Origin of the sequence: Rhizobium sp. 'Codium 1' (assembly GCF_020889605.1) — a bacterium.
Taxonomy (GTDB): Bacteria; Pseudomonadota; Alphaproteobacteria; order Rhizobiales; family Rhizobiaceae; genus Allorhizobium; species Allorhizobium algae.
This window is the reverse complement of sequence record NZ_JAJGPW010000002.1, coordinates 176058-189478: the sequence shown is the minus strand read 5'-3', so window position 1 is coordinate 189478 and position 13421 is coordinate 176058. Positions and strand designations below refer to the sequence as shown.

General features: G+C 61.8%; 10 protein-coding genes. 7 read left to right on the top strand and 3 right to left on the bottom strand.

Annotation, left to right across the window (positions count from 1 at the left end):
- Window position 1 precedes the first annotated feature (1 nt).
- Genes LJE98_RS06125 through LJE98_RS06110 form a run of 4 tightly spaced genes read left to right on the top strand, consistent with a single transcriptional unit; the run spans window position 2 to window position 3066 of the window.
- Complete coding sequence (locus tag LJE98_RS06125) at window positions 2–262, top strand: type II toxin-antitoxin system RelE family toxin (protein WP_229574220.1); 261 nt, start codon at window positions 2–4, stop codon at window positions 260–262.
- Window positions 262–672, top strand: coding sequence for a helix-turn-helix domain-containing protein (locus LJE98_RS06120; protein ID WP_229574219.1), 411 nt, complete (start codon window positions 262–264; stop codon window positions 670–672). Before LJE98_RS06125 ends, LJE98_RS06120 begins: the two co-directional genes overlap by 1 nt.
- On the top strand, window positions 669–1964 hold the full coding sequence (locus tag LJE98_RS06115) for a DUF6638 family protein (protein ID WP_229574218.1): 1296 nt from the start codon (window positions 669–671) through the stop codon (window positions 1962–1964). Before LJE98_RS06120 ends, LJE98_RS06115 begins: the two co-directional genes overlap by 4 nt.
- On the top strand, window positions 1957–3066 hold the full coding sequence (locus LJE98_RS06110; RefSeq protein ID WP_229574217.1) for a DUF2333 family protein: 1110 nt from the start codon (window positions 1957–1959) through the stop codon (window positions 3064–3066). The genes LJE98_RS06115 and LJE98_RS06110 overlap by 8 nt, the downstream gene beginning before the upstream one ends.
- Before the next feature lie 227 nt (window positions 3067–3293).
- On the opposite strand, the gene LJE98_RS06105 is transcribed toward LJE98_RS06110, so the two are convergent.
- Together LJE98_RS06105 and LJE98_RS06100 are read right to left on the bottom strand one after the other, a co-directional pair.
- Entirely contained in the window at window positions 3294–3986 is a 693-nt protein-coding gene (locus LJE98_RS06105; RefSeq protein WP_229574216.1) for a helix-turn-helix transcriptional regulator, read from the bottom strand.
- Window positions 3987–4164: 178 nt separating this feature from the next.
- On the bottom strand, window positions 4165–4629 hold the full coding sequence (locus LJE98_RS06100) for an Lrp/AsnC ligand binding domain-containing protein (protein ID WP_229574215.1): 465 nt from the start codon (window positions 4627–4629) through the stop codon (window positions 4165–4167).
- A gap of 107 nt (window positions 4630–4736) precedes the next feature.
- On the opposite strand from LJE98_RS06100, the gene putA reads away from it, so the two are divergent.
- From putA to LJE98_RS06085, 3 genes are all read left to right on the top strand, one after another.
- Entirely contained in the window at window positions 4737–7856 is a 3120-nt protein-coding gene (putA, locus tag LJE98_RS06095; RefSeq protein ID WP_229574214.1) for a bifunctional proline dehydrogenase/L-glutamate gamma-semialdehyde dehydrogenase PutA, read from the top strand.
- Window positions 7857–8041: 185 nt separating this feature from the next.
- A complete protein-coding gene (locus LJE98_RS06090) occupies window positions 8042–9715 on the top strand; it encodes a formate--tetrahydrofolate ligase (protein ID WP_229574213.1) in 1674 nt (557 codons plus the stop codon).
- Between the two features lie 234 nt (window positions 9716–9949).
- On the top strand, window positions 9950–12196 hold the full coding sequence (locus LJE98_RS06085) for a TonB-dependent hemoglobin/transferrin/lactoferrin family receptor (protein WP_229574211.1): 2247 nt from the start codon (window positions 9950–9952) through the stop codon (window positions 12194–12196).
- A gap of 58 nt (window positions 12197–12254) precedes the next feature.
- Here LJE98_RS06085 and LJE98_RS06080 read toward each other — a convergent pair whose 3' ends face one another.
- A complete protein-coding gene (locus tag LJE98_RS06080) occupies window positions 12255–13241 on the bottom strand; it encodes an extensin family protein (RefSeq protein ID WP_229574209.1) in 987 nt (328 codons plus the stop codon).
- Window positions 13242–13421 lie beyond the last annotated feature (180 nt).

Genomic DNA, 13421 nt, shown 5'->3' with positions numbered 1-13421 from the left:
TGTGCGTGACGTTGTTTACAGCAAGGATGCCATTCGTAGCTTGAACCGGATCCCGGCAAGCGAGGCGCGACGTATCCGGTCGAAGGTTGCTCAGTATGCCACCGACCCGGCTTCACTCGCCAACAATGTCAAGAAGTTACGTGACAGCCGTTACCATCGCCTGCGGATCGGGGACTGGCGCGTGATCTTTCGTGAAGACGGAACCGTCGTCGACGTGGTGCGTGTCGCAGCACGTGGTGAAGCCTATGAGGGAGAGCTCTGATGACGATCGCATCATCGTTTACGACGCCAAATGGCGAAGAGATGATCGTACTCAGCCGCAAGGACTACGAAGCGCTCATCGCGCGCATCGAGGATTTGGAAGACAGTCTGGCTGTCGCCGATTTCGAGAGGAAACTTGCTGCGAGCGAGGAGGAGCTGATCCCTGCCGACTACGTCAACCGGATGGGTGAAGGTGAAAGCCCGATCCGCGTCTGGCGCGATTTTCGTGGCATGGCGGCCAAGGACCTTGCTGCTGCTGCCGGAATCAGCACCGCTTATCTGTCCGAGATCGAAACCGGCAAGAAGGACGGCAGTGTCGCAACACTCAAAGCGATCGCCGATGTCTTGAAGCTCGACCTCGATGACCTCTACTGGCGGCACGAGGACAGGAAGGTCACAGATACCGCATGAACCGCCTCCTCGAAGCCGAACTCATCTATGGCCGCCTGCTTCCCATACGCGAGCCGCATCTCGTCGCGCGCTACAACAAGGCGCTCGTCGACTTCGGTCTGCCTGAGACCAAACTCGTCGAATTCGACATCGACATCACCGGCTTCTCGCCGCAGGTGGCAGCCGAGCTTGGCGATCCCGACTATCTGGATCCGCTCAAGGTCAACAGGCGCTTCATCATCCTCACACCGGAGCAGGACAGCCTGCCGGTCGTGCATACGAGCTTTTCCAACACGGCCGGCCTGATGCACGAATTCTTCGCCGCCAATGCCCGTGCCATCCATGCCATCACGCTTCGGGACACGCTCTACGGCGAAATCGAGGACAGTGTGTCCGAGGTGAAGACGCTGGAAGACCTGTTGTCGATCAATGAGGTCAAGTTCAAGGTCCTCTCGGCGGAAGACCTGCTCGGCAAGGCCGGGCAGTTGCGGCAGCTCTGCGACGCGTTGGTGTCGAGCCCGGATGCCTGGCGCGATGACGACATGCTGAACCACATGGTGGCGCTGGCGAAGGAGACCGGCGACATCCGCCAGAACACGCTGGTGCCGGACAAGCTTGTCTTCCGCCATGACGCCTTCTGGGCCGACCATTTCGGCGGCGTCTTCGTCTTCGTCGACGAGAAGATCACCACCGTGATTTGTGATCCCGAGGCGCCGGGCTTCCGTCGGTCACGGCCCTGGCAGGTCAGCTATATCTCGATCCATGATGCAGGCCTGGTCGGCGATTTTCTCGCGCGCACCGGCCGGCTCGAACTGCCGCGGGCGAGCTGGGTGGAAAGTTCTGGGCTCTTTGCCCATCGGCTGGAAATGGCACTGCTTTCGGTCGCCGCCTCTCTCGATCCGGTGCCGGATCTGAGCCGCACCGATGCCGTCTGGATGCAGACATTCCTGCATCGCAATGCAAAAGCGATCAACGAGCGCGGGGTCTATCCCATGCTCCAGGAGGCGTTGCGCACGCTTGGCCGCACCGGCAATCTGCGGATGGCCGACATCGATCCCAAACTGCGGCTCTGGCTCGTGCGTGCCGAGCCCAACCATCCCGACCAGTGGCTGACCAACCGGCTGATCGCGCATCTGACGGCAGAGGATTTCGTCTCCCGCTTCGTCTTCGACAAGCAGGGTTTCTACCGCGCCTATGAACGCTATCCTGAAGCTTATCGCGATTATGTTGTATCCCGCCTGTCCGACACTTATCTGAAGGAGAAGGCTGCGTTCCGCAAACGCCTCTATGGACTAGGAGATGACCATGCTTGACCCGATCATCGCGTTCTTCCAGCGCATCTTTGCCGCGATCGGTCGTGGTATCGGCATGGTGGTCGCTTGGTTTCTCTGGCCCTTCCTCGCGGCCCATGGCTGGTATCGCGATCGCAGCTGGATCATCAAGGGGCCGATCCTGGTGGTTCTCGTGCTGCTGCTGGTCGTCTATGGCCACTTCATCTATCGCACGCAGATCTGGCACGGCTTCGATCCTGCCTTCGTGCAGAGCTACAAGTTCGAGGAGCGGACGGTCCCGGCAGGCTCGCCGCTTCCGGGGGAGACCAATCGTTGCCAGGATTCAGCGGTTGTCATCATGAATGCCGCCCTGACCGATCAGAACGTCAACCAGAACAGCTGGATCTCCTCGACGCTGCTTTACAAGCTGGGCCTGTTCGGTCTCGACTGGGACAATACGCCCTTTATGGACAACAAGGCGTCGTTCCAGCGCGGGGTGAACCAGGTCGTGCGCCGTACGGCAATCGAACTCGCCGACAATCTCGGCCGCGTTCGCGGCACTTCCGGGATCAATAACGATCTGCAGGATGCCCGCGGCAATATCCAGTTCGATGAGAGCACCTGGTATTTCGGCACCGACCCCTTCGGCTTCAAGACGCCGACGCCGAGCTACTACCGGGCCGCTGTCGAAAGCTGGAACCGTTTCAATACCTCGCTTGGCACCTGCGATGCCGTCTTCGATACGCGCTCGGACAATCTGCTGAAGCTTCTGGATGGCATGGCGAGCGATCTCGGCAACACGTCCGACATCCTGCGCCGCCGCTCGGAGGAGTTCAATGCCGGCTGGTTCGACACGCGCGCCGATGATCGCTTCTGGTTCTCCTATGGCCAGCTCTATGCGCAATACGCCCTGTTACAGGCGACGCGCGCCGATTTCAGCGGCGTTATTCGTGATCGCAATCTGACGGCGATCTGGACCGAGATGGAACGCCAGATGCAATCGGCCCTGCGTATTCAGCCAGCGATCATTTCCAATGGCAGCGAGGACGGCTGGATCATGCCGACCCATCTCGCCACCATGGGGTTCTACATCCTGCGGGTGCGCTCCAACATGGTCGAGATCCAGTCCATTCTCGATCGCTGATCGCTGACACCGACCACTGTGCCCGCGTCCCTTGCCGGCCGTTCCGGCGGGGGGGCGTGTGCGCCTCGGGCCGCGCTGATCCGCACGAGCGAAAGTCCGTCACCCTGTCGGGCCAGATGCGGGGGTGCCGGCCTGCCGGAGCGACGGCGGGCGTTTCCGATCGGGGGACTGTGGACGTGGTCTTCCTGCCGGGCGCCATGGCGTTCCGGCGCTCGCTGATCGTCGGCTCAGCTGATGATCTTCATACGGATGGCCTTGGCGACCAGCTGGGTGCGGTTGACGCAATCCAGCTTGCGGATTGCATTGGTCATGTAGGCATTGACCGTATGGTCGGAGAGCGACAGGATCTGGCCGATCTCGAGCGAGGTCTTGCCCTGGGCGGTCCAGCGCACGACCTCGAGCTCGCGAGCCGAAAGGACGTTGGTATTGCCCGCCGTGCGGCGCAGACGGTCGAACACGTCGAAAGCCTGGGTGCTCAGCATGGAGAGTTCGTTGATCTCGGGCTGGGCCAACGAGGACCGCTTGCCATCGTAGCGCACAACGTAGCGATGGCCGTCGACGGAGGTGAGTGAGAAGATGATGCCCATCAACAGGTCGAAGCGGCGCATCAGGTCGCTGAATTCTGGCGGGCAGTCGAAATCGGGCGATTTGCCATCGTTTCCGAGCGACCAGGTGTTGTGCATGATCGAGCGGGCGATATGTGGTATGGTCGGGCAGTGGCGCAGGAATTCGAGGCGATCGAATTCGCGATAGAATTCCGTCGGCAGTGTCGTTTCGCGCACCAGGGGACCGATGTGACGGTCTTGCGCCGTCGGTGCCGCTGACAGCGTGACGTGATCGAGACCGTATTCGCGCGCCGCGTTTCGCCAGCCTTCCATAAGCTCGCTGCGGCTCTGACTGCTCCCGATATCCTTGCTCAAGAGCGTCTGTCGTTCTGACAACATTTTATCAATTTCGAAAGTTGACTACGAAGGCTAGGTTTATGTTCAATATATCAGCCCGGGCGAAAAGCTAGCAGTTTTTCGGGGTTGTCGCCATTAATATGACTAATTTATCACCGGTGCCAGTCAAAATGGCAATGGCCCGTTATCGCGATCTTCACACGGGGAGGGCGGACACGGCCTTGACCTCTTCCATGACGGCGTAAGTGTGCGTTTCGCGCACACCGGGCAGGGGCAGGATCACTTCCGAGAGGAACTGTCGATAGGCCTCCATGCCGGCTACGCGGGCCTTGACGAGGTAGTCGAAACCACCTGCCACCATGTGACATTCCATGACATCGTCTGACCGCTTCACGGCGGCTGCGAAGGTGTCGAAGACGTCGGCCGTGGTGCGGTCCAGCTTCACCTCTATGAAGACGAGCAGGTTTCGGCCGAGTTTCTGGGGGGACAGCATGGCCATATAGCCGGTGATGTAGCCTTCACGCGTCAAACGGCGCACCCGCTCGGCGGTTGCCGTCGGAGACAGGTTCACCCGCTCGGCAAGCTCGATATTGGTCAGTCGCCCCTCGGCCTGGAGTGCGCGAAGGATCTTGCGGTCGAGGCGGTCGATTTCCTTGATCATTCTCTACCAATCTCCGTTCTGACAGTGATTAAAGCAGATATGTGCCGAAAGAATAGCGGGAAATGCGTCATATCAGGAGATATGTTGCGAATACCACGGAGGTGACAATGATCAAGCCAGCCACGACCGATTTCCCGCGCTTCGAAGCCCCCTATGCCGGCGACGACGACCAGCTCATTCGCAGCTTTGCCGCACGGCTTTCCCTGTCCGAAAGCCAGAATGCCGCGATCGACCGCCGCGCCACGACCTATATCGAAGCGATCCGGGACAATTCCGGTTCGATCGGCGGCGTCGAGGACTTCTTGCGCGAGTACGGCTTGTCGACGCGCGAAGGTCTGGCCTTGATGGTTCTGGCCGAAGCATTGTTGCGCGTGCCCGACGCGCTCACCCAGGACCGTCTGATCGAGGACAAGCTGAAGGAGGGCGGCTGGAGCGAACATGAGGCGCATGGCGACAGCTGGTTCGTCTCGGCCTCGGCCTGGGCGCTCGGCATGTCTGCCCGCGTCATCCGTCCCGGCGAAACGCCCGAGGGTGTGATGCGCGGCCTGGTCAAGCGTCTCGGCCTGCCGACCGTGCGCTCCGCCACCAAGCAGGCGATGCGCTTCCTCGGTCATCATTTCGTGCTTGGCGAAACCATCAAGGATGCGCTGTCCCGTGCCGCCAAGAGCGAAGAGCGCGGCTATCGCCACTCCTTCGACATGCTGGGCGAGGGCGCCCGCACGGCCGAAGACGCCAAGCGCTATTTCCAGTCCTATGTCAGCGCCATCGAGGCGATCGGCCGGCATATGGCCAAACACGGCAAGAGCCAGCAGCTGCCGAACCGCATGGGCATTTCCGTCAAGCTCTCGGCGCTACATCCGCGTTATCTCGCCACGCATCGCGACCGCGTCATGCGCGAACTGGTGCCTGATCTCCTGAAGCTGGCGCAGATGGCGAAGGTCCATCAGCTCAACTTCACCGTCGATGCCGAGGAGGCCGACCGCCTCGAGCTCTCGCTCGATGTGATCGCCGCGGTCTTCGCAGATCCCTCGCTTGCCGGCTGGGACGGATTTGGCCTCGCCATCCAGGCCTATCAGAAGCGGTCGCCGCAGGTGATCGACTTCATCGACGGTCTCTGCCAGCAATATGGCCGCCGCATGATGGTGCGCCTCGTCAAGGGTGCTTATTGGGATACGGAAGTGAAGCGCGCCCAGGAGCGCGGCCTCGACGACTATCCGGTGTGGACGCGCAAGCCCGCGACCGATCTCGCCTATCTGCATTGTGCGGCCATGATGATGGAGAAGCGCGCGCGCATCTTCCCGCAGTTTGCGACCCACAATGCCCTGACCGTCTCGACGATCATCGAGCTTGCCGGTTCCGATCGCTCCGGTTTCGAGTTCCAGCGGCTGCATGGGATGGGCGAGGCGCTCTACGATACGCTGCTGTCAGGCAATGACAGCATCGCCTGCCGCATCTATGCGCCCGTCGGCGGCTATCGCGACCTGCTCGCCTATCTCGTCCGTCGTCTCCTGGAAAACGGGGCAAACTCCTCCTTCGTCGCTGTCGCCGGCGACAAGAATATCCCTGTGACTGCACTCCTGGAGCGGCCGAGCGAGAAGCTTGGCGTCAGCAATGGCCAGAGCGCCCGCCACAGCCAGATCCCCATGCCGCTTGGCATCTACGGTGATCGCCGGAACAGCGCCGGCTTCGAATTCGGCCATCGCGACAATCTGGAAAGCCTGATGGCAAGCATCGGCCAGCCGCTTGCCGAGATCGCGGCGCGTCCCTTGGTCCCGGGTGCGACCGGTGCGACGAGCGAGGAGGCCGTGCTTGCGCCCGCCGATCGCTCCCGCAAGGTCGGGACCGTGCGCAACGCCACGCCCGCCGATGTCGATCGCGCCTTTGCCGCCGGTCGCCCGGGTTTCGCCCGCTGGTCACGGCGTCCCGTCGCGGAGCGTGCCGCAACGCTCGACAAGATGGCCGATCTGATGGAGGCTGATCGCGACCGTCTCCTGTCGCTGCTGGCCCTCGAAGCTGGCAAGACGCTGGACGACGGTGTCGCCGAAATCCGCGAGGCGGTCGATTTCTGCCGCTATTATGCGTCCGAAGCGCGTCGTCAGTTCGGCGAGGCCGAGGTCATGCCGGGGCCGACGGGGGAACTCAACCGGCTCTCCTGGCGGGGCCGCGGCGTGTTTGCCTGCATCTCGCCGTGGAATTTCCCGCTCGCCATCTTCCTCGGCCAGGTCTCGGCAGCGCTGGTCGCCGGCAATGCGGTCGTTGCGAAACCGGCGCCGCAGACGCCGCTGATCGCGTTTGAGGCCGTGAAACTCTTCCACAAGGCCGGCGTGCCCGAAGATGTGCTGATGCTGCTGCCCGGAGCCGGCGATGTCGGCGCCGCGATCGCCGCCCATCCCAAACTTGCCGGCATTGCCTTCACCGGGTCGACGGCGACCGCCCAGGCAATCAACCGGACGCTTGCCGCCAAGGACGGCCCGATCGTGCCGCTGATTGCCGAAACCGGCGGTCTGAATGCGATGATCGTCGATGCGACGGCGCTTGCCGAACAGGTCGCTGACGATGTGGTGCTCTCTGCCTTCCGCTCGGCCGGCCAGCGCTGCTCGGCACTGCGCATCCTCTATCTGCAGGAAGACATTGCCGACGGCATGCTGGAGATGATCGAAGGTGCGGCACGCGAGCTCAACCTCGGCAATCCACTGGACATTACCACCGACATCGGTCCCGTCATCGACGAAAAGCAGAAGGCGATGCTGGAAAGCCATATCGCCGAGATGAAGCGCAGCCAAAAGGTCCGCTATGCCGGGAAGGTGCCCGCGAAGGGTAATTTCTTCGCCCCGCATATCGTCGAGCTTGATCGACCCGAAGCGCTGACGCGGGAGATCTTCGGTCCCGTGCTGCATGTCTTGCGCTGGAAGGCGAAGGCGCTGGATCAGGTGATCGCCTCGATCGACGCCACCGGCTACGGATTGACCCTCGGCGTGCACAGCCGCATCGAGTCCACCATCCGTACCGTGACCGAGGCACTCGACACCGGCAATATCTACGTCAACCGCAACATGATCGGCGCCGTTGTCGGCACCCAGCCCTTCGGCGGTTCGGGCATGTCCGGTACCGGCTTCAAGGCCGGCGGCCCCGCCTATCTCAGCCGCTTTGCGGTCGAGCAGGTGATCTCGGTCAACACGGCGGCTGCCGGCGGCAATGCGAGCCTGATCGCGATCGGCGAGGGTTAGGGCAGTCGATACCCACTTCCGATCGGGACAGGCTTCCGATCGGCGCTCCGGGCGGTAACCTTTTGAGGGTGCCGCCCTTTTTCTTGTGCCCCTTCGGCACTGCGGCACAAGATTCAGGCGTTTGCGACTTGCCAAGAGGCCGTGCCGGGGTCGATCTTCGGCGAAAATCACGCCGAGGGGACACCATGACCGTAGCATCCGACATCGATATCGCCCGCGCGGCGTCCAAACAGCCGATACAGGCGATCGGCGCCCGGCTCGGCATTCCTACCGAAAGCCTAATCCCCTATGGCCATGACAAGGCGAAGATCTCCGCCGATTTCATCAAGGGCCTGTCGCAGCGTCCGGACGGCAAGCTGATCCTGGTGACGGCAATCAACCCGACGCCGGCCGGCGAGGGCAAGACGACGACGACGGTCGGGCTCGGCGACGGCCTGAACCGGATCGGAAAGAAAGCGATCATCTGCATTCGCGAACCATCGCTTGGCCCCTGTTTCGGGGTGAAGGGCGGGGCGGCCGGCGGTGGTTATGCCCAGGTCGTGCCGATGGAGGACATCAACCTCCATTTCACCGGTGATTTCCATGCCATCACTTCGGCCCATAATCTGCTTTCGGCGCTGATCGACAACCATATCTACTGGGGCAACGAGCTGAATATCGACACGCGCCGGATCACCTGGCGGCGTGTGCTGGACATGAACGACCGGGCGCTGCGCCAGGTTGTCACCTCGCTTGGCGGTGCCTCGAACGGATATCCGCGCGAAGCCGGCTTCGACATCACGGTCGCCTCGGAGGTCATGGCAATCTTGTGCCTCGCCACCGACCTGGAAGACCTGGAGCGGCGGCTGGGCGCAATCATCATCGGCTATCGGCGTGACAAGACGCCTGTCTTCGCGCGCGATCTGAAGGCCGACGGTGCCATGGCGGTGCTGCTGAAAGAAGCGATGCAGCCCAATCTCGTCCAGACGCTGGAAAACAACCCGGCCCTCGTGCATGGCGGTCCCTTCGCCAATATCGCCCATGGCTGCAATTCGGTCGTCGCGACCAAGACGGCGCTGAAGCTTGGCGATTATGTCGTCACCGAAGCCGGTTTCGGAGCGGATCTGGGCGCGGAAAAGTTCTTCGACATCAAATGCCGCAAGGCGGGTCTTTCCCCGTCCGCCGTGGTCATTGTCGCAACGATCAGGGCGTTGAAGATGAATGGCGGCGTGGCCAAGGAGGATCTTGGACGCGAGGATGTCGCAGCCGTCGAACGGGGTGCGATCAATCTTGCGCGGCATCTCGAAAACCTTGCCAAGTTCGGCGTACCGGCCGTTGTCGCGATCAACCATTTCACCAGCGACACCGAGGCCGAAGTCGCTGCCGTCAAGGCAGTCGCGACCGGGTTCGGCGCCGAAGCGGTGCTGTGTCGGCATTGGGCGGACGGCTCTGCCGGGATCACCGCGCTTGCCGAAGCCGTGGTCCGGATTGCCGAAACGCCCTCGCAATTTCGGCCGCTCTATCCGGATGCCATGCCGCTCTTCTCCAAGATCGAGCGGATCGCGACCGAAATCTACCGGGCAGGGGAGGTGACGGCCGAAAAGGCGGTGCGTGACCAGCTCGTCGATTGGGAGCGTCAGGGCTATGGCAATCTGCCGGTCTGCATGGCGAAGACGCAATATTCCTTCTCTACCGACCCGAGCCTGCGCGGCGCGCCGGAGGGGCATGCCGTGCATGTCCGGGAAGTCAGGCTCTCCGCCGGCGCCGGCTTCGTCGTCGCAATCACCGGCGAAATCATGACCATGCCCGGGCTTCCACGCGTGCCATCGTCGGAAAAGATCCGCCTCGACGGCAACGGCGCGATCGAGGGGCTGTTCTAGCCGCCGCGGCCTTCATCGCTCGAGCGTGATATTTTCATCACGGTGATGGCGATCACAAATCATGATAAAATGAATCATGATTTATATGTTGACTCATCCTATCATGTTTTATACGGCGTGATTGCGGCGAAAATTCATCGCCGCCCCGGTTTTGACGCAATCACGTTCGGCCAGCCTGCACCCAGTTTCGGGGTGCGGGATTGTTGGTTCCTGGCCTTTTGAAAGGATATTCGCATGGGCTCCCGGCCTCTCCGCCCCCTCCTGCTCGCTTGCACAGCGCTCGTGGCAGTCTCCGCCATTCTCCCCGCACATGCCCAGGACGCCACGACGGCAAGCCAGGACGAGACGCAGTTGGAGACGATCGTGGTCAAGGGCAAACGCGTTCCGGCCGGATCGGTGGCGGATACGCCGCTGGCGACCCAGACGACGGCCGAGGAGATCCGGAAAAAGGAAATCAAGGACCTGAGCGACCTCGGCAATACGACCGAAGCCGGTATCGATTTCATCAAGGCAAAGCCTGGCAGGACCGGTGGCCTTTTCATCCGCGGCCTGACCGGTGCCCGTGTTGCCGTTCTGGTCGATGAAATCCCGGTTCCATTCTTGCAGACCATCGCCCGTAATGGCTCAAGTTCGCCGACAACAGGGATAAACGGCCAGCCTGACAGCTTCGATGTTGACTCGCTCGGCGGGCTTGATGTCCTGCGCGGGGCCGATTCCAGCAAGGTCGGCTCGGGTGCTCTCGGTGGCGCGCTCGCGGCCCGCACGCTGGAGCCGGAAGACCTGATCGGCGAGGGCCGCGATTGGGGTGGCGTCGCCAAGACCGGCTATGACAGCGAAGACAAGAGCTTCAGCAACTCCGTGGCTGTGGCCAAGCAGGTGGAAAACACCTCGGTGCTCTTTCAGGGCTCCTATACGCGCGGCCACGAGACCGACAATCAAGGTAACGCGGATATCTATGGTACCTCGCGCACCGAGCCCAATCCGATGGACTTCGTCCGCAATAACCTGCTCTTCAAGTTTCGGCACAAGCTTGAGGGAGGTCATACCGTCGGCATGACGGCGGAGCGTTACGACTACACCAGCGAGAGCAATCTGAAGACACTGCAGTCCTCGGCCTTCACGGCCGGCACCGCCGCGACGACTTTCCGCCCCGATGCCTATTTTGGCTGGGATGACGTCCGCCGCGAGCGCGTGTCCCTCGACTACTTCTACGACGCGCCATCGAGCGATACGCTTGTCCAGGCCGCCAGCCTCCGCCTTTACTGGCAGCAACTGAGCAAAGATGCCGGCTCTTCCGGTCTGCGAAACAGCGGCGCGCAATATCTGCGTGCCAACGAGGCGCAGGAAGACGACTTTGGCGTGATCGGTTCGATGGTTTCGGAGTTCGATACGGGCACTCTGCGCCATCAGTTGCGTCTGCGCGGCAATGCCACGATGTTTGAAACGCACCAGTTCATCGCGGCCTTTCCGGCTTCAGCTACGGTCGTTTCGCAATCCGATGCGCCTGATGTCGATGGAGTTACGCTCGGCTTCTCGATCGAGGATCAGATCACCCTCGGCGACAGCGGCTTCTCTATCACGCCGGGCATACGCTTCGATTTCCACGACTATGAGCCGCAGGACTCGGCTGCCTATCGTGGCAATACTGGCTACAACGCCTTCGGGCTTCCGGAATCCTTCAGCGACAGCAAATTTTCGCCTAAACTTTTGGCCGAGTACCAGCTGAATGAAAGCGTGGGTGTCTTCGCTCAGTGGGCGATGGCCTATCGTGCGCCGACCGTGGACGAGCTCTATGGTAACTTCACTAATACGCTGGGCGGCTATGCCAGCATCGGCAATCCCAATCTCGAGGCCGAAACCGGGAACGGCTTTGAAGTGGGGGCGAAGTGGAACACGGGTGATTTCAACGGCAGCGTGACCCTCTTCCACAATATGTACGACAACTTCATCAACAATGTGACTCGCGTCGGCGTGTCGCCGCAGCCGACCAGCCTCTTCACCTATGAGAACGTGCAAGACGCACGCATCTCGGGGGCCGAGATCAAAGCGCGCAAGGATTTTGCCAACGGCTTCTTCGCTGAGGGATCTCTGGCGGTGGCTTACGGCGAATATGGCGACAACAATACCCGCATTCGAAGCGTGGCTCCGCTCAAGGCCATTCTCGGCCTTGGCTATGAGCAGGAAACCTGGGGTACGCAGCTGACAGGCATCTTCTCAGCCGCCATGCCTGACGATAGTGTTGCCAACACTTACGACGCGCCTGGCTACGGCATTTTCAACGTAACTGGCTGGTGGGAACCCGAAGCCGTCAAGGGTCTGCGCATCCAGGCCGGTGTCAACAATATCTTTGACAAGACGTACTGGAATGCCGTGGGTGTGGCATCCGTCAATCCGAATTCTGCGAGCTCAGGTAACCAGCCGGTGGCCTTCTACTCGGAAGCCGGAACGACCTTCAAAATCTCGCTCACCCAGAAGTTCTGATCAAAGCAGTATCGACCTCAAGGCGGCGCAACCATGCGCCGCCTTTTTTGCATCCCGGTCATCGGCAATACCGGAACCCGCTCTTCCTCTCGATCACGTCCAGATGCATGTGATCCTGATGCGTCGCGTCGCTGCCCGGCGAAAGCACGGTGGTAAAATACAGGCAGGCAATGGCGTTGAAGGCGCGCTGGAAGGCGGCCTCCGCCGTGCCGTCGTCCTGGCGCGCGATCAGGACAGGCATTTCCTCGTCGCCGAAGCGCAAGGCCGCGATGTCAATTGCATTTCCATAGGCATGTTCGGAGACCTTGCCTGTCTCTGCGCCGTTGCGGTTGCGGCAGACATAGCCCGAAGCGTGGCGGATGCCGGTGAGGGCCTTTCTGTCGGGAAAGGCGGCTTCTGCTGCGGGTTTCAGCATGTCCCGGGTCATGCGTGCGAGCTGCAGGGCGGTCTCGCAGCGGAGGGTGGCCTCCGGCTCGAGGAGGACGTCGGGCAGAAGCGTCTTCAGGGTGATGGGGGCGGCCATGCCGCAACCGGTGTCGCCGTCGATGGCGGGTTCCGTCTCGAAGCTTGCGCCGATGGCGCGCAGATCGGCAAGGCAGGCAGCCAGCGCCTCCGGTTCCTCAGCCGGCGGCGGCGGGTCGGCAGGCACGGTCTGCTTTGCCGGTTCCGCGTCGGTTGCCTTGCCATCACCCGGTGCGTCATCCTTGGCCACACCCCCGGTTTCAAGCGGGGCCTCCTGGTGCTGCGGGTCTGCGGTGGACCCGGTATCCTTCGCCTCGGCTGCGCTGGAAGACGCCTCAGGCTCTTCCCCAGCGATGCCTTGCTTCGCCACAGGCGGTGTCGGCTTGTTCTGCGGGATGGCAATACCCGCCGCGTCCCTGCCTGCGGTGCCTTGCGAAGACATGACGGTGTTTGTCTCTGGGGCCGGCGCCGCAATTTCCGGGCGTGATTTCGGCAATGGCCCGCGCAGGGGAAGCGTCAGCCCTGTCGCAATCGGCCAGGCGAGAAGCAGGCCGATGGCCATCGGCAATTTCATCTTCTTCATCTCGCCTCCATCTCTCCCGTCCCCCCGATCGATAAGCCGCGAACGGCCGAAAAGTTCATGGTGCGTGCCGGGCAAAACGCCCTTGCTAAGGCGCGGCCTGCGCGTTATGCATTTCGCCATGAAGATCGCATCGAAGAACATTGCTTGGTGGTGGGCACGCTGACGCGGCCTTGACCAGTC

Bases quoted from the DNA above. Each gene is read 5' to 3' on its own strand.
- LJE98_RS06100 (WP_229574215.1), bottom strand. From the start codon at position 4,629: ATGATCAAGGAAATCGACCGCCTCGACCGCAAGATCCTTCGCGCACTC.
- LJE98_RS06085 (WP_229574211.1), top strand. From the start codon at position 9,950: ATGGGCTCCCGGCCTCTCCGCCCCCTCCTGCTCGCTTGCACAGCGCTC.
- LJE98_RS06090 (WP_229574213.1), top strand. From the start codon at position 8,042: ATGACCGTAGCATCCGACATCGATATCGCCCGCGCGGCGTCCAAACAG.
- putA (WP_229574214.1), top strand. From the start codon at position 4,737: ATGATCAAGCCAGCCACGACCGATTTCCCGCGCTTCGAAGCCCCCTAT.
- LJE98_RS06115 (WP_229574218.1), top strand. From the start codon at position 669: ATGAACCGCCTCCTCGAAGCCGAACTCATCTATGGCCGCCTGCTTCCC.
- LJE98_RS06110 (WP_229574217.1), top strand. From the start codon at position 1,957: ATGCTTGACCCGATCATCGCGTTCTTCCAGCGCATCTTTGCCGCGATC.
- LJE98_RS06120 (WP_229574219.1), top strand. From the start codon at position 262: ATGACGATCGCATCATCGTTTACGACGCCAAATGGCGAAGAGATGATC.
- LJE98_RS06080 (WP_229574209.1), bottom strand. From the start codon at position 13,241: ATGAAGAAGATGAAATTGCCGATGGCCATCGGCCTGCTTCTCGCCTGG.